This window comes from Rahnella sp. WP5, assembly GCF_000745615.1.
In the GTDB taxonomy this organism is placed as follows: Bacteria; Pseudomonadota; Gammaproteobacteria; order Enterobacterales; family Enterobacteriaceae; genus Rahnella; species Rahnella aceris.
This window is the reverse complement of the sequence record NZ_KN050721.1, coordinates 426237-443942: the sequence shown is the minus strand read 5'-3', so window position 1 is coordinate 443942 and position 17706 is coordinate 426237. Positions and strand designations below refer to the sequence as shown.

Below are 17706 nucleotides of genomic sequence, written 5' to 3'. Positions count from 1 at the left end.
AGAGGTACTCCTCAGATTCTGCAAAAATCAGCCTGCGCTGATCTGAATATCCTGTTCAGCAAACGCGTGCCTCAACCGGCGGGCAAACGTCAGCGCGTGCTCACCATCACCATGCAGACAGACAGTTTCCGCATTAACGGGCACCCAGACACCTTCGCGGCTGAGCACTTTTTGTTGCTGTATCATCGACAATGTCTGATCCAACGCCAGTTCGTCGCTTTCGATCATCGCATCCGGCTGAGTGCGCGGCACCAGTGATCCGTTGTTCTGATAACGCCGGTCAGCGAACACTTCCTGACGGGTTTGCAGGCCAAGGCGTTCACCGGCACGAATTAATTCGCTGCCCGCCAGCCCGACCAGACGCAATGCCGGATCCACCGCATGTACCGCTCGGGCGATGGCATCCGCCAGCACGGCGTCGGTTGCTGCCTGGTTGTACAACACGCCGTGCGGCTTTACATGCACCATGTGTCCGCCTTCCGCACGGGTGATGGCAGCCAGCGCACCCAGCTGATACACCACCTGCGCATACACGGTTTCGGCAGGAAGTTGCATGGCGGTGCGGCCAAAATTTTCCCGATCAGGAAAACTCGGGTGCGCGCCAATCGCCACACCGTATTTCAGCGCCCGGCGCACGGATTGCTGCATGGTCTGCGCGTCACCGGCATGAAATCCGCAGGCGATATTGGCTGAACTGACGAGCTGCAACAGCGCCTCATCATTCCCACAGCCTTCGCCTAAATCGGCGTTAAGATCAACAACCATGCAGCCCCCGTTTAATCTGTTCGATAAAGAGTGATTGCTCACGTAAGGCCTTCTGCGCGTCTTCCGGTGTGCATTTGACGAAATGAATCGGTTCGCCCAGGCGGATTTGCGCCAGATTATACAAATCCGCCTCAATAACACAGGCAATACGCGGATAGCCGCCAGTAGTCTGAGCATCGGCCATCAGAACAATCGGCTGGCCACCATGTGGCACCTGCACAACGCCCGGCAATAAGCCGTGCGACAGCATTTCACGGTCAGTTTCGCGCTTCAGGGTATGCCCGTGCAGACGGTATCCCATACGGTTACTTTGCGGGCTGAGCTGCCAGGCGGCGCGCCAGAATTCATCGCGCGACTTCTCGCTGAATTCCTGATACTCCGGCCCCGGCAATGCACGAATGCGGTTGCCAAACAGCAACTGTTTAATGCCACCGGTTTTTTGCGGTTGCCGGAACGAATCACCGATGGGCAACATATCGCCATCCTGCAACGGACGCCCGTGGAAACCGCCGAATTTGGCTTTCAGATCGGTACTGCGTGATCCCATAACTTCCGGCACATCAATGCCGCCGGAAACCGCCAGATAGCTGCGCATGCCGCGGGTGGGCATTTTCAGAGCCAGCACCTGCCCCGGTTTCACTTCGTAACACCAGCCGGTCCACACCTCTTTACCATCAAGTTGTGCGTGACAACCGGCGCCGGTCAGCGCGATCCAGCCTTCGCGGTGAAACCCGGCACTGAACTGACCAAGGGTAATTTCCAGCGCAGCCGCATTTTCGTCATTGCCAACCAGCAGATTGGCAGACCGCAGCGCCGGGGCATCCAGCGCACCGGACTGACTGACGCCCTGCTGGCGGTAACCATTGCGGCCTAAATCCTGCACCGTGGACAACATCCCGGCGCGTAAAACCTTCAGCATACGCCCTCCTTCTGTGGCACAAAACGCACGCTGTCGCCCGGCAGCAATAATGTCGGCTGTTCCCGCAGCGGATCAAACATCGCGATGAGCGACTGGCCGATCAGTTGCCAGCCCCCCGGGGTCTCAAGAGGATAAATACCTGTCTGACTGCCGCCAATGCCAACCGAACCCGCAGGCACTGACAGGCGCGGTTCGCCGTGACGTGGCGTGGCAAGTGTCGAAGGCATGCCGCCCAGATAAGGGAAACCGGGCTGGAAACCGAGAAAATAGACGATGTAATCAGCACCTGCGTGACATTCGACGACCTGACGCGGCGTCATGCCGGTATGACGCGCCACGTTGTCCAAATCCGGCCCCTGCGTACCCCCGTAAATCACCGGAATTTCAATCAGCCGCGATTCAGGCTCGATGGCTTCGCTTTCTTCCCACCAGTTTTGCAGACGCTCAATGGCATCCAGCGCCGAACTTTGCGCCTCAGAGAGTAATACCGTCAGATTATTCATGCCGGGAATGACTTCACGCACGCCCGGATACGCGGCGCGATCCTGTAAACGTTGCGTCAGCCCCCAGATCCGTTGCTGGCTTACCAGTGATACCGGGGGTTCAAGTTCCAGCACTACCGCGCGTTCGCCCAGCAGGTAACATCGTGCTCGTTGCACTCAGGCACTCCTTAAAGAAGGGTTGTGGATCATTGGGTTATTCATCGAATCAATAGCGTGAGATTTGTTATCAGTTATGCGTGAAACAGAGTGCTGATGTCAACTCATCTGCCCGTTAGCGCAGGACACTGAGGTTTCGCCCGCCGCCTGCAACTGCTACTCTCAGAAACGTTGCTGTTTTTTAGCGTTTGGATAACGCCTTCGTTACACAATAGGGATGGCCTGTGAGAAAACCATTAGCACTCTTTTTTCCGCTCTACACCACGACATTACTGATGTTACTGGGTTCCGGCCTGCTGACGACTTACATTTCCCTGCGTCTTTCCGCGATTCATGTCAGCGGCGCGATGATCGGGGCGATCATCGCAGCCAACTACATCGGGCTGGTGATCGGCGGCAAAGTCGGCCATATCCTGATCGCCCGCGTCGGCCATATTCGTGCCTACGTTTCCTGCTCCGGCATTATCACCGCCGCCGTGCTGGGCCATGGCCTGACTGACATCATCCCGGTCTGGGTGGTGCTGCGCCTGATCATCGGCTTATGCATGATGGTGCAATATATGGTGCTGGAAAGCTGGCTCAATGATCAGGCCGAAGCCAGTCAGCGCGGCGTGGTATTCGGCTTTTATATGGTGGCGTCTTATCTCGGGATGGCGCTTGGTCAGGTCGTACTGATGCTCAACAGCGATTTAGGCGTCAGTACGCTTATCGTTATTGCCTTGTGTTTTGCCCTGTGCCTGGTGCCGATTGCGCTGACTACACGCACCAACGTCGGCCATATGTCGCCAGCGCCGATGGAACTGAAATTCTTTATTGGTGCTATCCCTAAAGTATTGGCCATCACGCTGTTAATTGGCATGGTCGTCGGTTCGTTCTACGGGCTGGCGCCGATTTACACCAGCCAGCAATCGCTGAGCACACAACAAACCGGTCTGTTTATGGCGCTGGCGATTTTCGCCGGGCTGCTGGCACAGTTCCCGCTCAGCTGGCTTTCTGACCGCTATAACCGCAACATGCTGATGCGCATAAACGCCATCCTGCTGGCCGTTACTGCCCTGCCACTGGCGTTGTTCAGCCACATCTCATTCCCGCTGTTGCTCGCCATTGGTTTTGTCGTCAGCCTGATGCAGTTCACCTTGTACCCGCTGATCGTCGCGCTCGCCAATGACATGATCGAACCGGAGCGTCGCGTCTCGCTTTCAGCCTGTCTGCTGATGGCTTTTGGCGTCGGCGCCTGTATCGGCCCGCTGGCGGTCGGCGCGCTGATCGAACCGCTGGGTGGCAATATCCTGTATGCATTTTTTGCCCTGTGCGGTGCCGGGATTGTGGCACTGAGCCGGACGTCGAAAAAGGAAGAAGAAACACAGATGGCGGTCGATGCACCGGTTCCGCACATCGCCATGCCGGACAGCCTGAGCAGTTCCCCGCTCTCGCCTGCGCTAAACCCGGCGTTTGACGAACAGATGATTCAGGAAACCATGCCCGCACCGGAAAACGTGGTGGAACCGCAGGTTGAGGAAAGCGAAGCCGCAGAGGAAGAAGAAGAGGAAAGCAAGTATCCACCGCAGGGCGCAGATCCCGAAGTGGATACCGGATTACAGCGGGCGTTCACCCTGCTGGAAGACAGCGTTTCTGAAGAGACGGTCGAAAAGAAAAATTAGGCAGGATTGTCGATGTCGATGAACATGACGTCTAACCCGTGTTCCGCTGCCAGCCATTCGCCCAGCGCTTTCACGCCATAACGTTCGGTGGCGTGATGGCCTGCGGCAAAGAAATGCAGGCCCATTTCACGGGCAATATGAATGGTTTGTTCAGACACTTCGCCGCTGATAAAGGCATCGACGCCAAATTCTGCGGCTTTCTGAATGTAGCCCTGACCGCCACCGGAACACCATGCCACGCGACGGATTTCGGCAGGTGCATTCTGTGAACTGTGCAGCACGTTGCGATCCAGCGTCACTTCAATGCGCTGGCGGAATGCTTCACCGGTCAGTGGTTTTTCCAGCTCGCCCCACGGCAACAGCACGGCAATTTCCCCCTGCACGTCGATACCGAACAGTTTCGCCAGTTGCGCGTTATTCCCCAGCTCCGGATGGCCGTCCAGCGGCAGATGGTAGGCGTACATATTGGTATCCGTTGCCAGCAACGTCTTAAGACGGTTACGCTTCATGCCGCGGATTTCAGCCGGTTCGTCTTTCCAGAAATAACCGTGATGCACCAGAACCGCATCAGCTTCGACAGCAATTGCGGCATCCAGCAGATCCTGCGACGCCGTCACGCCGGTCACCACGCGCTGCACTTCACGACGCCCTTCAACCTGCAATCCGTTCGGTGCGTAATCTTTGTAATTGCTGATATCCAGTTTCTGATTAATCAGCTTTTCAAGCTGGAGATTATTCATGGCGTTTCTCGTTATTAATGGATGGTCTACTTGATCTCTAATTTATCACCCTGCGCCATCCTGACAAAATTCACGCCCAGATTATTCCCTTTTTCCAGCTGCGCCATGATCGCCTGTTCAGGCTCTGCCCCGGCTTTCAGGCTGGGTTTAACGTGGCTGATAATCACCGTCAGGCCTTTCAGCGAACCTTCGCCACCGGCATATTGTTGCAGCGTTCCCAGCTCTTTCAGCAGCCAGTCCGGCGTCAGATGCCCAAACAGTTTGCTGTCGGGTACGCCATCGGGATACGACGTTTCGATAATCAGCCCTTTCAGCCGTTGTGCTTTCACTTCATCGCCCAGCATGCGCCACACGGTATCGAGATTTTTTGATTTCTCGACTTCATCCGGGCCGGTGTCGCCGAAGAAGGCAAAAGACTGATTATTGCGGCTGACCAGGATCATGCTGGATGGCGTACCGCCGTGACTCAGAGGATAAATACTGCCGTCCAGACCGGTCAGTCCGAGAGAAAATCTCTGTGCCGGACGCTGCTGGTTGAGGCGATAGGTGCCGATACGTAAACCACTGCCGGAGTCGGTAAAGTTCGGCCAGACGCGGCCATTGAAATAATGCTGACGCAGCGTGCCAATGGTATCGGCCATGCCGTAAATCGGTTTTTTGCTGTCTTCCGGCGAGCTGATAATCAACCCTGCAAGATGGTCGAGATGACCGTGACTGATAAAGTATCCGCCAATCAGGTTGCGGAAAACCGCGCCCTGCGGGGTCAGCGGTGCGGCATTTTCGGCGGTGACCTGCGGAAAACTGCCTTTCTCCAGCGCCTTGCGGATGCCCGGTAAAACAGAACCGGCATCCAGTCCGAGATAGAGTTTTTGATCGTCACTTCGGATCAGATAGGAGGTGAGGTTACCTTCTTCGACGCCGCCATTCACGCCGAGCGCCACAACATCAAATCCCGCGTTGGCCTGGCCCGCCCAGCACGCCAGCATCATCGCCAGCAGGTATTTTTTCATCACATCGCTCCTTGTCGTGGTGAGAGAGTAAAGTCAGTCTGACCGGTTTTTTGCCGCCTCAAACGCCGCGAGCGTGTCTTTTCTCGCCTGCGCGTGATCAATAACCGGCAGCGGGTAGTCTAGCACGCGATGATGTTTTTCCGCCCAGCGATGCGGTTGATGAATGTCTCTTTCCGGCACATCCGCGAGTTCAGGCACCCAGGCTTTGATAAAGCATCCGGTTTTATCAAAACGTTCGCCCTGTGTCGTCGGATTGAAAATACGAAAATACGGCGCGGCGTCGGTACCCGTCGAGGCACCCCACTGCCAGCCGCCGTTGTTGGCCGCCAGATCACCATCCAGAAGTTGCGACATGAAATAGCGTTCGCCTTCACGCCAGTTGATCAGTAAATCCTTCACCAGAAAACTGGCGACAATCATACGCAGACGGTTATGCATCCAGCCCGTCGCATTCAGCTGACGCATACCCGCATCTACAATCGGATAACCGGTTTTCCCGTCTTTCCACGCCTGCAAATCATCGGGCGCATGACGCCAGCGCACGTTGTCAGTCCATGCAACGAACGGCTGATGTTTGCAAAGTTTCGGCCAGGCGACGATCAGATGGCGGTAAAACTCGCGCCACACCAGCTCATTCAGCCAGCCGAACGCGCCGCCGTCGGTTTTCTCCAGCACGTCCGGGCATTCGGCGCGCAGACGGTTCAGACACTGGCGCGGCGAAAGCACGCCAATGGCCAGATACGGCGAAAGCGAACTGGTGCCGTCGACCGCCGGTAAATCACGTTGTTCGAGGTAATCCTGCACCTGTTCACGACAAAAACTGCGCAGCCGGTTACGCGCGGCTTCCTCGCCAATCGCAAAATGATCGCCGATATCCGCCAGCGGATAATCGAACGGCATCAGCCGGTGTGTCACCACTTTTTCAGCATTTTCTCGCGCCTGTGGCGCAGGCAGCGAACGGCTGTCAGATTCGGTCAGGCGGGATAAAAACGCGCGGCGAAAAGGCGTATAAACCTTGTACATTTCATTATTGCCGGTCATTACCGACCCCGGCGGCAGCAGCAGACTGTCGTCAAAAGCGTGGCAGATGACCGATTCACTGACCGCGTTCTCCAGCGCCGCATCACGCTGACGCTCGTTGATTTCATACTGTTTATTGTAAAACAGCGCATCCACTTTTTCGGTTTTGCAGAAATCTTTCAGCCACGTCACGCTGTCGGCAAAATCATCACACTGGTGGTAATGCAGACCGATGCCACGCTCAACCAGCGCATGCTGTAACGCCTGAAGATGTTGATAAATAAACATCGCCTGCCGCGGTGCCATTTCATGTTGTTTCCACTGTTCGGGCGTGGCAACAAATACGGCAATAACACGCGCCTGCGGGTCTTCACAGGCCGCATGCAACGCGCGATTGTCGGTTATCCGCAGGTCATTACGGAACCAGACTAAATGCGTGGTCATATTTTCCCTTTTATATCCGTATTAATGTCCGTATCGAAGTTTTAAAGCTTCCGGATAAGGCTCGAAATAACGCTGGTCAGCCAGATAGGCATCCGGGTATTCCGACATGTAATGTTTGAGCAAGGTGATCGGCGCCAGCAACGGCTGCATACCCTGGCGATAGCGGTCGATCAGGCCCGCAAGTTCCTGACGCTGCGGCGAACTCAGCTGTTTGCGGAAATACCCCTGCACATGCATCAGCACGTTGGTGTGATTGCGGCGCGTGGCTTTGTGGAGCAACAGGTTCATCAGCCGTAACCGGTATTCAGTGAAGTAGTCCTCAAGAGAGTCCCACTCTGCCATCGCAGCCACAAAGCGCCCCAGCTCACGATATTCCGGCTGAGAATGGGCCAGCAAAATGAGTTTATAACGGCTGTGAAATGCCATCAGTTTGCCGCGCGTCAGGCCACTTTCGCGAAGCTGGTTCAGTTCAAACAGCGCAAAAACGCGCTCAACAAAATTCTCCCGCAGCACCGGATCGTTTAACCGGCCATCTTCTTCCACCGGCAACCACGGATGCTGTTTCATCAGCTCGGCGGTATACATCCCGATACCGGCTTTTTTGGCATCTTTACCGTTAGCGCTGTACACCCGCACCCGCTCCATCCCGCAGCTCGGGGATTTTGCACAGACGATATAACCGCAAAGGCTGGTCAGCGGCGCCACGCGTTTTTCGGCGTAACTCTGCATCTTTTCGGTGACGTCGATGCTCTCGTCATTGCTGAAACGCATCACGATACCGTCATCCATTTTCACCAGACGCAGCGCCGGACGCGGCGTCGGTAAGCCTATCGCCATTTCCGGGCAGATCGGCTCGAACCGCACATAAGGCGCCAGTTGCTCTACGGCAAACGCCAGACGCTTATGCCCGCCATCAAAGCGGACATTTTCACCCAGCAGGCATGCACTGATACCAATCGGAATTGTTTTCGTCATTGTCGGCGCCTTGTGTCCCAGAAAGGAAAGTAAGAGGTGGCATTGATTCATCACCCTTATGTATAACTTTAGCACAAGTTATACATAAAAATAATATTGTACAGGTTTATCAACAGGCAATAAAAAACCCCGCGGGGAACGGGGTTTCTGGCGCCTCCCCTTCGCAGGGGAGGGAGCTAAATCAGTAAAAGTCTTGGGTCGCCATCTCGGCATGACTCAGCCATACCGGCTTATCGCTGGTTTTCATCCAGACACGGTGTAAATAGCTGTAAAAACGGGCGCGGTCAGCGCGGAACAGCATAACCGGCAGAGCCAGAACACCGGCAGCGATAACAAAAGCGCGGCGGGCCAGTATGCGGGTCATTGTGTATGGCGTGTAATCATTCATCGCGTTGCTCCTGTGAAATTTGCAAAGTTTTCGGAAACTGTAAGTTGTGAAAAATATACTGCAATTGATGAAATTTTACTACTCATCTGACCACTTTAAAGTGTAAATTTTCGCCAATTTTGGCCTCTCGCTGTAATTGAGTTACAAAATGGTTAAATAAATACGTAATTCAGGTTAACCACCAATTCCTAAGTCATTGGAATGACAACAAGGCAGCAGGCGAAGGAATCCCGATGAGCGGACTCAGGTCAGTGATTCGGGTTAGTGAGTGCAGGTAACGCCGCTGTGGCTTTAAGGACGAAGGAATTTTTATACTTTTTTTACACGCAGGAACGCTTTCTTTTCAGGATCTTTTCCCGCCTTTCCTTATTCTCGCCACAACATAAAAACACACCTGTGGAGGTGGATTGTGAGTGTTGGCGTAATCTGCGGCGCATTACTGGTTCTTCTGCTGCTCGGCTATCTGGTTTATGCCCTGCTGAATGCGGAGGATTTTTAAATGGCTGCAACCGGATTCTTACTGATTGCCAGTTTTATGCTGGTGCTTTTGCTGCTGGCAAAACCACTGGGTAACTTTATTGCTCAACTGATTGAAGGACAGCCCGGCGCATTTATTCAGCGCATAGAAAACGGTGTTTTACGCACGTCTGGCAGCAGCCATGCTGAAATGAACTGGTGGCAGTATGCACTGGCGATCATGGTATTTAACATTCTGGGCATTATCGTGCTGATGGCGCTGCTGATGGCGCAAGGCGTATTGCCGATGAACCCGCAGCATTTCGGCGGATTGTCATGGGATCTGGCCTTTAATACCGCAGTGAGTTTCGTGACCAACACCAACTGGCAGGCTTACAGCGGCGAAAGCACGCTGAGCTATCTCAGCCAGATGGTCGGGCTGACTGTGCAAAACTTCCTCTCCGCAGCGACCGGTATCGCCGTGGCGTTTGCCCTGATCCGCGCCTTTGCACGCCCTTCAGCACACACCATCGGCAATGCCTGGACGGATTTATGGCGCATCACACTGTATCTGCTGCTGCCGGTGTCTTTCCTGCTGGCACTGTTTTTCGTCAGTCAGGGTGTACTGCAAAACTTCGAAGCGTATCAGCACATCACCACACTGGAAGGCCTGCAACAGACCTTACCTATGGGGCCGGTGGCTTCGCAGGAAGCCATCAAAATGCTCGGCACCAACGGCGGTGGCTTCTTCGGTGCCAACTCTGCCCATCCGTTTGAGAATCCGACCGCACTGACCAACATGGTGCAGATGCTGGCGATTTTCATTATCCCTTGTGCCTTGTGCTTCGCTTTTGGCCGCGTGGTCGGCGATAACCGTCAGGGGCACGCGCTGGTCTGGGCGATGTCGGTGATTTTCGTGGTGTCGGTCGTGGTAGTGATGTACGCCGAGCTTAAAGGCAATCCGCACTTCATGGCACTTGGTGCCAGCAGCAATTTTAATATGGAAGGTAAGGAAAGCCGCTTCGGCATTCTGGCCTCCAGCCTGTACGCCGTCGTCACTACGGCGGCCTCGTGCGGTGCGGTCAACGCCATGCACGATTCCTTTACGGCACTCGGCGGTATGGTGCCGATGTGGCTGATGCAGATTGGCGAAGTGGTGTTCGGCGGCGTGGGTTCCGGCCTGTACGGCATGCTGCTGTTTGTACTGCTGACGGTGTTTATTGCCGGGCTGATGATTGGCCGTACACCGGAATATCTCGGTAAGAAAATCGACGTTTACGATATGAAGATGACCGCGCTGGCAATCCTGGTGACACCGACGCTGGTGCTGCTCGGCACGGCACTGGCGCTGGTCACCGACGCCGGTCGCGCAGGCATTTTAAACCCCGGCGCGCACGGATTCAGTGAAGTGCTGTATGCGGTGTCTTCCGCCGCCAATAACAACGGCAGTGCGTTTGCCGGGCTGAGCGTCAATACGCCGTTCTACAACCTGTTGCTGGCAGCCTGTATGTTCTTCGGCCGCTTCGGCGTCATCATTCCGGTGCTGGCGATTGCCGGTTCTCTGGTGATGAAAAAACGCCAGCAGGCAGGCAACGGCACGTTGCCGACATCCGGCCCGCTGTTCATCGGTCTGCTGGTCGGTACCGTGTTGTTAGTCGGTGCACTGACCTTTATTCCGGCGCTGGCGCTGGGACCGGTGGCAGAACATTTGCAGGTCTGGTCAGCACAGTAATGCTGCGTAACTCGTTGAACTGATGAATATAGAGACTAAAAAGATGAGTCGTAAACAACGTGCGTTATTTGAACCCCGTCTGATCCGCACTGCCCTGCTGGATTCGGTGAAAAAACTGGATCCCCGTGTTCAGTGGCGCAATCCGGTGATGTTCGTGGTGTATCTGGGCAGCATTCTGACCACACTGATCTGGCTGGCAATTCTGCTGCACCGGACCGACGGCAGCGCGGCTTTTACCGGCAGCGTGTCGCTGTGGCTGTGGTTTACCGTGCTGTTCGCCAACTTCGCCGAAGCACTGGCGGAAGGCCGCAGCAAGGCGCAGGCGCAGAGCCTGAAAGGCGTGCAGAAAACCAGTTGGGCGAAAAAAATCTACGAACCACGCCCTGAATCGCCGGTGATTAAAGTCGCCGCCGATACCCTGCGCAAAGGCGATTACGTGCTGATCGAAGCAGGCGATACCGTGCCATGCGACGGTGAAGTGCTGATCGGCGGTGCATCGGTGGATGAAAGCGCCATTACCGGTGAATCTGCGCCGGTGATCCGCGAATCCGGCGGCGACTTCTCCTCGGTCACCGGCGGGACGCGCGTCTTGTCAGACTGGCTGGTGGTCGAATGTTCGGCGAACCCTGGCGATACCTTCCTCGACCGTATGATTGCGATGGTCGAAGGTGCGAAACGCCGCAAGACGCCAAACGAAGTGGCGCTGACGATTTTGCTGGTCGCGCTGACGCTGGTGTTCGTGCTGGCTACCGCCACGCTGTATCCGTTCTCGCTGTTCAGCGTTGACGCCAGCCACGCCGGTATTCCGGTCACGGTCACCGTGCTGGTCGCCCTGCTGGTGTGTCTGATCCCGACCACCATCGGCGGTTTGCTGTCGGCGATTGGCGTGGCGGGTATGAGCCGCATGCTGGAAGCGAACGTCATCGCCACCAGCGGCCGTGCGGTGGAAGCCGCCGGTGACGTGGATGTGCTGCTGCTGGATAAAACCGGCACCATCACGCTCGGTAACCGCCAGGCATCGCAGTTCCTGCCCGCGCCGCAGGTGACGGAACAGGAACTGGCCGATGCCGCGCAGTTATCCTCTCTGGCTGATGAAACGCCGGAAGGTCGCAGTATTGTGGTGCTGGCGAAGCAGCGCTTTAACCTGCGTGAACGCGATATTCATTCGCTGAATGCAACCTTCGTGCCCTTCTCCGCGCAGACCCGCATGAGCGGCGTCAACGTCGGTGACCGCAGCATCCGTAAAGGGGCAGTTGACGCTATCCGTCGCCATGTGGAATCCAACGGCGGTACCTTCCCGAAAGCCGTCGAGGGGCTGGTGGAAACCGTGGCGCGTAAAGGCGGCACGCCGCTGGTGGTCGCTGAAGGCGCGAAAGTGCTGGGCGTGGTTGAGCTGAAAGATATTGTCAAAGGCGGTATCAAGGAACGCTTTGCCGAGCTGCGCAAAATGGGCATTAAAACGGTGATGATCACCGGGGATAACCGCCTGACCGCCGCCGCGATTGCCGCCGAAGCGGGCGTGGATGATTTTCTGGCGGAAGCCACACCGGAAGCCAAACTGGCATTGATTCGTCAGTATCAGTCAGAAGGTCGTCTGGTGGCGATGACCGGCGACGGTACCAACGATGCGCCGGCGCTGGCACAGGCCGATGTCGCGGTGGCGATGAACTCCGGGACGCAGGCAGCGAAGGAAGCCGGGAATATGGTCGATCTCGATTCCAACCCGACCAAGCTGATTGAAGTGGTGCATATCGGTAAACAAATGCTGATGACACGCGGCTCGCTGACCACCTTCAGTATTGCCAACGACGTGGCGAAGTATTTCGCCATTATCCCGGCGGCGTTCGCGGCAACCTATCCGCAACTCAATGCGCTGAACGTCATGCATCTGACGTCGCCGTCTTCGGCCATTATGTCGGCGGTCATTTTCAACGCCCTGGTGATTGTGTTCCTGATCCCGCTGGCGCTGAAAGGGGTGAGCTATAAAGCCATGAGTGCCGCCGCCCTGTTGCGCCGTAACCTGTGGATTTATGGTGCGGGCGGGCTGCTGGTGCCGTTTGTGGGTATCAAGCTGATAGACGTGATCCTGACCGTTTTACATCTGAGCTGATTTTTAAGGAAGACCATTATGTCCGTTACAAGAATGTCCTATGTGCGTCCGGCTCTGGTGATGACAGTTCTGCTGACGCTGGCGACCGGCGTCGTTTATCCACTGCTGACCACCGGCGTTTCAGAGCTGGTATTTCGCCCGCAGGCGATGGGTTCGCTGATTAAAGACAGCGGCAATAAAGTGATTGGCTCAGAACTGATCGGGCAGAATTTTACCCGCAATGATTACTTCTGGGGCCGTCCGTCCGTCACCTCCGATTCGCCGTATAACCCGATGGCGTCGGCAGGGAGTAATCTGGCGGCCAGTAACCCGGCGCTGGATCAGGCAGTGAAAGACCGCGTGGCAGCGCTGCGCAAAGCCAATCCGCAAAGCCCGGCAACGGTACCGGTGGATCTGGTGACCAGCAGCGGCAGCGGACTGGATCCGCAGATTTCAGTGGAAGCGGCACAATGGCAGGCTCCGCGCATTGCTGCCGCACGCGGGCTGCCACTGGCGCAAGTGAATAAATTGATTGATGATAATACATCATCACCGCTGATTGGTTACCTTGGCCCCGACGTCGTTAATGTGCTCGGCCTGAATCAGGCGCTGGATGAACTGAAAACCCATTAACCAACCTCACAGGATGATATGACAGAAGATCGCCCCGATCCCGACAGCCTGCTGGCGCTCGCCAACGAGAAGCCACGCGGGCAACTGAAAGTCTTTTTCGGTGCCTGCGCGGGCGTCGGTAAAACTTTTGCCATGTTGCAGGAGGCGCAGCGCCTGCGCGCCACCGGCCTCGACGTGCTGGTTGGCGTGGTGGAAACCCACGGCAGGCAGGAAACACAGGCGCTGTTGCCGGGGCTTTCTCTGTTACCGCCGAAACGCATTCAACACCGCGGACGTCAGGTGCAGGAGTTTGACCTCGACGCTGCGCTGGCCCGCCGCCCTGCCCTGATCCTGATGGACGAACTGGCGCACAGTAATGCTGCCGGTTCGCGCCATCCGAAACGCTGGCAGGATGTCGAAGAGTTACTCGATGCCGGTATCGACGTATTTACCACCGTGAACGTTCAGCATCTGGAAAGCCTGAACGATGTGGTCAGCGGCGTCACCGGCATCATTATTCGTGAAACGGTTCCCGACCGTCTGTTTGATGGCGCCAGCGAAGTCGTACTGGTGGATTTACCCCCCGACTCCCTGCGTCAGCGCCTGAAAGAAGGCAAAGTTTATATTCCCGGTCAGGCCGAACGCGCCATCGAACACTTCTTCCGCAAAGGCAATCTGATTGCCCTGCGCGAGCTGTCCCTGCGTCGTACCGCCGACCGGGTAGACGACCAGATGCGCGAATATCGCGATGATCAGGGCATCAGCCGTGTCTGGCATACCCGCGATGCGCTGTTGCTGTGTATCGGTCACGGTGGCGGCAATGAGAAATTAGTCCGCGTCGCCTCGCGCCTGGCAGCGCGCCTCGGTTGCGTCTGGCACGCGGTGTATGTCGAAACCCCGCGTCTGCACCGTTTGCCTGAAGGTCAGCGTCGCGCCATTTTGCGTTCCCTGAAACTGGCGCAGGAACTGGGGGCAGAAACTGCCACGCTCTCCGATCCGCAGGAGGAACAGGCGATTTTGCGTTACGCCCGCGAACATCGTTTGGGCAAAATCATGACCGGCAGACGTCGTGAAAAGCGCTGGAAATTCAGCGCCAGTTTTGCTGATAAGCTGGCGGAAATCGCGCCCGACCTCGATTTAATCGTCGTCGGGCTGGAAGATGCACCGGTCACGCCCCTGCGCAAAGAGCAGGACTCGCGCACGTTTGCTGATCGCTTCAGTCGCCAGTTGTGGGGCTGTGCGCTGGCCGTGGCGCTGTGCGCGGTGATCACCGTGATGTCGCAGTGGCTGGTGCCGACGTTCGATCAGGCCAATCTGGTCATGGTGTATCTGCTCGGCGTGGTGATTGTCGCGCTGTTTTATGGCCGCTGGCCGTCTGTGCTGGCGGCGGTGATTAACGTCATCAGCTTTGATCTGTTTTTCGTGCAACCCCGTGGCTCGCTGGCGGTGACTGACGCGCAATATCTGGTGACTTTCGGCGTGATGCTGACTGTCGGCATACTGATCGGGAACCTGACAGCAGGGGTGCGTTATCAGGCGCGTATCGCCCGTCACCGTGAAAAGCGTGCGCAGCATCTGTATGAAATGTCCAAAGGGCTGAGTCAGTCGCTGACGCCGGAAGCCATCGCACAGACCAGTCGCCACTTTATTTCTTCCAGTCTGAATGCCAAAACGGCCATTTTGCTGCCGCAGGAGAACGGTGAACTGGCGCAGCCTGCGGGTGAAATCACCTCGATTGTGGTGGATGACGCTATCGCCCGCTGGAGTTTCGACAAAAAACTGCCAGCCGGTGCGGGCACGGATACCCTGCCTGGCGTGCCGTACCAGCTTCTGCCGCTGATTGCATCCGGCGAATCACGCGGCCTGCTGGCGGTCGAACCGCCGAATATCCGTCAGTTGTTAGTGCCGGAACAGCAGCGTCTGTTGCAGACCTTTACCGTGCTGATTGCCAATGCGCTCGAACGTCTGCATCTGGCTGCCCGCGCGGAAACGGCACGGCTGGAAACCGAACGCGAACAACTGCGCAACTCGCTGCTTTCAGCGCTTTCCCACGATTTACGTACCCCACTGACGGTGCTTTTCGGGCAGGCGGAAATCCTCACGCTGGATCTGGCATCGGAAGGCTCGAAACACGCACCGCAGGCCAGCCAGATCCGCCAGCAGGTGCTGAGCACCACGCGGCTGGTGAATAATCTGCTGGATATGGCGCGCATTCAGTCCGGCGGATTTAATTTGCGCAAAGAGTGGCAGTCAGTGGAAGAAATCACCGGCAGCGCATTGCGGATGCTCGAACCCGTACTGGCGCACGACAACATCGAAATTGATTTGCCGAAGGAAATGGTGTTGGTTAACTGCGATGCCAGCCTGATTGAACGGGTGCTGATCAATTTGCTGGAAAATGCCCATAAATATGCCGGAACCGGTGCGACAATTGGCATTAAAGCCACGCCGCTGGATGAATGGCTGGAGATGGAAGTCTGGGATAACGGCCCTGGTATTCCGGCTGGCGCCGAGCACACCATTTTCGAAAAATTCGCCCGCGGTAATAAAGAATCCGCCATTCCGGGTGTGGGGTTGGGATTAGCGATTTGTCGTGCCATTATTGAGGTGCACGACGGACGGATCTGGGCGGAAAATGGCCCGAACGGCGGTGCGCGTTTTCGTTTCAGGCTGCCGCTCGAGGCATCGCCGGAGATGGAAAGTGACATGGAATCAGACATCGACGAGGTATCGTGAGCGCATCCCCGATAAATATTTTAATTGTTGAAGACGAAAAAGAGATCCGCCGCTTTGTGCGTACGGCACTGGAGGCGGAAGGCCTGCGGGTATTTGAAAGTGAAACGCTGCAACGCGGGCTGATTGAGGCCGGCACGCGTAAACCGGATCTGGTTATTCTCGACCTCGGTTTACCAGACGGTGACGGCCTGACCTATATTCGTGATTTGCGCCACTGGAGCGCCATCCCGATTATTGTGCTGTCGGCACGCACCCGTGAGGAAGACAAAATTGCCGCGCTGGATGCCGGTGCCGATGATTTTCTCACCAAGCCGTTTGGCGTGGGTGAACTGCTGGCGCGGGTTCGTGTGGCCCTGCGTCGCCATACGGGCAGCGCGCAGGAAAGCCCGCTGGTGACGTTTTCTGATGTGACGGTAGATTTGATCAACCGGCGCGTACAGCGTAACGGTGATGATTGTCATCTGACGCCGATTGAGTTTCGTCTGCTGGCCGAACTGCTGGCGAACAGCGGCAAAGTCCTTACTCAGCGTCAGTTACTGAGCCACGTATGGGGCCCGAATTACGTCGAACACAGCCATTATCTGCGCATCTACATGGGGCATTTGCGCCAGAAACTGGAAGCCGACGCCACCCGGCCACGTCATTTACTGACCGAAACCGGCGTGGGCTATCGCTTTATGCCTTAGGTTCGTCAGTCTGCGGTTTGGTTTCGGCAAATTCGGCTTCCAGACTTTCTGCAGCCTGCTGCAAAATCGCACTCACCCGCACCACCTGTTCCGGCGTTAAATCCGCACGCATCATGTTACCGCGCAGTGCATGCCTCAGGCGGTGCATCGACTCATGAATGCCCTCTGCCAGGTTGTTTTCACGCGGACGCTGCGCGCCAGCCAGACGGGCAAAAATCACATCAACCACCGCCTGATGTTGCGCCAGCTCCACTTTACCGGCTTCGGTGATCTGATAACTTTTCCGGCCATTACCGGTGGCGACAGCCTCGAGGAAATCCTGCTCTTCCAGCAGCGTCAGCGTCGGATAAATCACGCCAGGGCTTGGTACGTAAAGACCTGACGATGCCTCTTCAATCGCTTTGATCAACTCATAACCATGGCTCGGTTTTTTCGCCACCAGCGCCAGCAGGACGCGGCGTAAATCACCGTGTTCGAACAGACGATGTACACCGCGCTCGCCACGACCACCCCGACGACCATCACCACGCCCGCGATGTTCACGCCCTTCCTCACCCCGGTCTTCCCCACGATGACGGCCATCACGGCGTAACATGTGACGCTCGCTGTGATCACTGCGTTCTGATTCATGACAGCAATGGCCGCGATGCCCTTCTTCCCGGCTACCGTGACCGCGATGGCGGCCTTCAAACATTTTGCTAAACATAATTTATGTCCCATTTAGATATATCGAATCATTTCGATATATCTAAACTAGATCGGTTTTCAGAAACTGGCAAGCCGAAAAACGCATTTAGATAACTCTTTTTGATGT

General features: G+C 56.2%; 16 protein-coding genes. 7 read left to right on the top strand and 9 right to left on the bottom strand.

Translation table 11 applies throughout. The features are described from left to right. Positions 1-27 precede the first annotated feature (27 nt). Genes pxpA through pxpB form a run of 3 tightly spaced genes read right to left on the bottom strand, consistent with a single transcriptional unit; the run spans position 28 to position 2343 of the window. On the bottom strand, positions 28-765 hold the full coding sequence (gene pxpA / locus EX31_RS23395; protein WP_037037094.1) for a 5-oxoprolinase subunit PxpA: 738 nt from the start codon (positions 763-765) through the stop codon (positions 28-30). Further along, positions 755-1684 carry a 5-oxoprolinase subunit PxpC gene (pxpC, locus tag EX31_RS23390; protein WP_037037091.1) on the bottom strand — a complete coding sequence of 310 codons (930 nt, stop codon included), beginning with the start codon at positions 1682-1684 and terminating at the stop codon, positions 755-757. The genes pxpA and pxpC overlap by 11 nt, the downstream gene beginning before the upstream one ends. Beyond that, positions 1678-2343 carry a 5-oxoprolinase subunit PxpB gene (gene pxpB, locus EX31_RS23385; RefSeq protein WP_013576450.1) on the bottom strand — a complete coding sequence of 222 codons (666 nt, stop codon included), beginning with the start codon at positions 2341-2343 and terminating at the stop codon, positions 1678-1680. The genes pxpC and pxpB overlap by 7 nt, the downstream gene beginning before the upstream one ends. A gap of 275 nt (positions 2344-2618) precedes the next feature. Here pxpB and EX31_RS23380 point away from each other — a divergent pair, with 275 nt between their 5' ends. Next, entirely contained in the window at positions 2619-4004 is a 1386-nt protein-coding gene (locus tag EX31_RS23380; protein WP_369794826.1) for an MFS transporter, read from the top strand. Here EX31_RS23380 and EX31_RS23375 read toward each other — a convergent pair. The 5 genes from EX31_RS23375 to EX31_RS23355 all read right to left on the bottom strand — a co-directional run bounded on the left by EX31_RS23375 (position 4001) and on the right by EX31_RS23355 (position 8581). Continuing rightward, the gene (locus EX31_RS23375) at positions 4001-4744 is read right to left on the bottom strand and encodes a type 2 GTP cyclohydrolase I (protein ID WP_037037086.1); all 744 of its coding nucleotides are present in this window, start codon (positions 4742-4744) and stop codon (positions 4001-4003) included. The two genes, EX31_RS23380 and EX31_RS23375, sit on opposite strands and share 4 nt — an antisense overlap. A 26-nt stretch (positions 4745-4770) precedes the next feature. Then, positions 4771-5754 carry an MBL fold metallo-hydrolase gene (locus EX31_RS23370; RefSeq protein WP_037037083.1) on the bottom strand — a complete coding sequence of 328 codons (984 nt, stop codon included), beginning with the start codon at positions 5752-5754 and terminating at the stop codon, positions 4771-4773. Positions 5755-5787: 33 nt separating this feature from the next. Further along, positions 5788-7218 (bottom strand): deoxyribodipyrimidine photo-lyase, encoded by a 1431-nt coding sequence (gene phrB, locus EX31_RS23365; protein WP_037037080.1) that lies wholly within the window; start codon positions 7216-7218, stop codon positions 5788-5790. A 21-nt stretch (positions 7219-7239) separates the two neighbouring features. Continuing rightward, on the bottom strand, positions 7240-8193 hold the full coding sequence (locus EX31_RS23360) for a YbgA family protein (protein ID WP_037037078.1): 954 nt from the start codon (positions 8191-8193) through the stop codon (positions 7240-7242). A 181-nt stretch (positions 8194-8374) separates the two neighbouring features. After that, positions 8375-8581 (bottom strand): YbfA family protein, encoded by a 207-nt coding sequence (locus tag EX31_RS23355; protein WP_013576456.1) that lies wholly within the window; start codon positions 8579-8581, stop codon positions 8375-8377. A gap of 409 nt (positions 8582-8990) precedes the next feature. Between EX31_RS23355 and EX31_RS25645 the strand changes: the two genes are divergently transcribed. The 6 genes from EX31_RS25645 to kdpE are packed head-to-tail and all read left to right on the top strand — an operon-like array spanning position 8991 to position 16892. Next, on the top strand, positions 8991-9080 hold the full coding sequence (locus EX31_RS25645) for a K(+)-transporting ATPase subunit F (RefSeq protein ID WP_071823630.1): 90 nt from the start codon (positions 8991-8993) through the stop codon (positions 9078-9080). Then, the gene (gene kdpA / locus EX31_RS23350; protein WP_037037075.1) at positions 9081-10769 is read left to right on the top strand and encodes a potassium-transporting ATPase subunit KdpA; all 1689 of its coding nucleotides are present in this window, start codon (positions 9081-9083) and stop codon (positions 10767-10769) included. A 43-nt stretch (positions 10770-10812) separates the two neighbouring features. Next, complete coding sequence (gene kdpB / locus EX31_RS23345) at positions 10813-12879, top strand: potassium-transporting ATPase subunit KdpB (RefSeq protein WP_013576458.1); 2067 nt, start codon at positions 10813-10815, stop codon at positions 12877-12879. Positions 12880-12912: 33 nt separating this feature from the next. After that, positions 12913-13491 (top strand): potassium-transporting ATPase subunit KdpC, encoded by a 579-nt coding sequence (gene kdpC, locus EX31_RS23340; protein WP_173362110.1) that lies wholly within the window; start codon positions 12913-12915, stop codon positions 13489-13491. Between the two features lie 18 nt (positions 13492-13509). After that, a complete protein-coding gene (gene kdpD / locus EX31_RS23335) occupies positions 13510-16206 on the top strand; it encodes a two-component system sensor histidine kinase KdpD (RefSeq protein ID WP_037037073.1) in 2697 nt (898 codons plus the stop codon). Beyond that, positions 16203-16892 carry a two-component system response regulator KdpE gene (gene kdpE / locus EX31_RS23330; RefSeq protein ID WP_037037070.1) on the top strand — a complete coding sequence of 230 codons (690 nt, stop codon included), beginning with the start codon at positions 16203-16205 and terminating at the stop codon, positions 16890-16892. Before kdpD ends, kdpE begins: the two co-directional genes overlap by 4 nt. Here the strand turns inward: kdpE and EX31_RS23325 are convergent. Continuing rightward, the gene (locus EX31_RS23325; protein WP_037037067.1) at positions 16882-17598 is read right to left on the bottom strand and encodes a PadR family transcriptional regulator; all 717 of its coding nucleotides are present in this window, start codon (positions 17596-17598) and stop codon (positions 16882-16884) included. The genes kdpE and EX31_RS23325 overlap by 11 nt on opposite strands. Positions 17599-17706 lie beyond the last annotated feature (108 nt).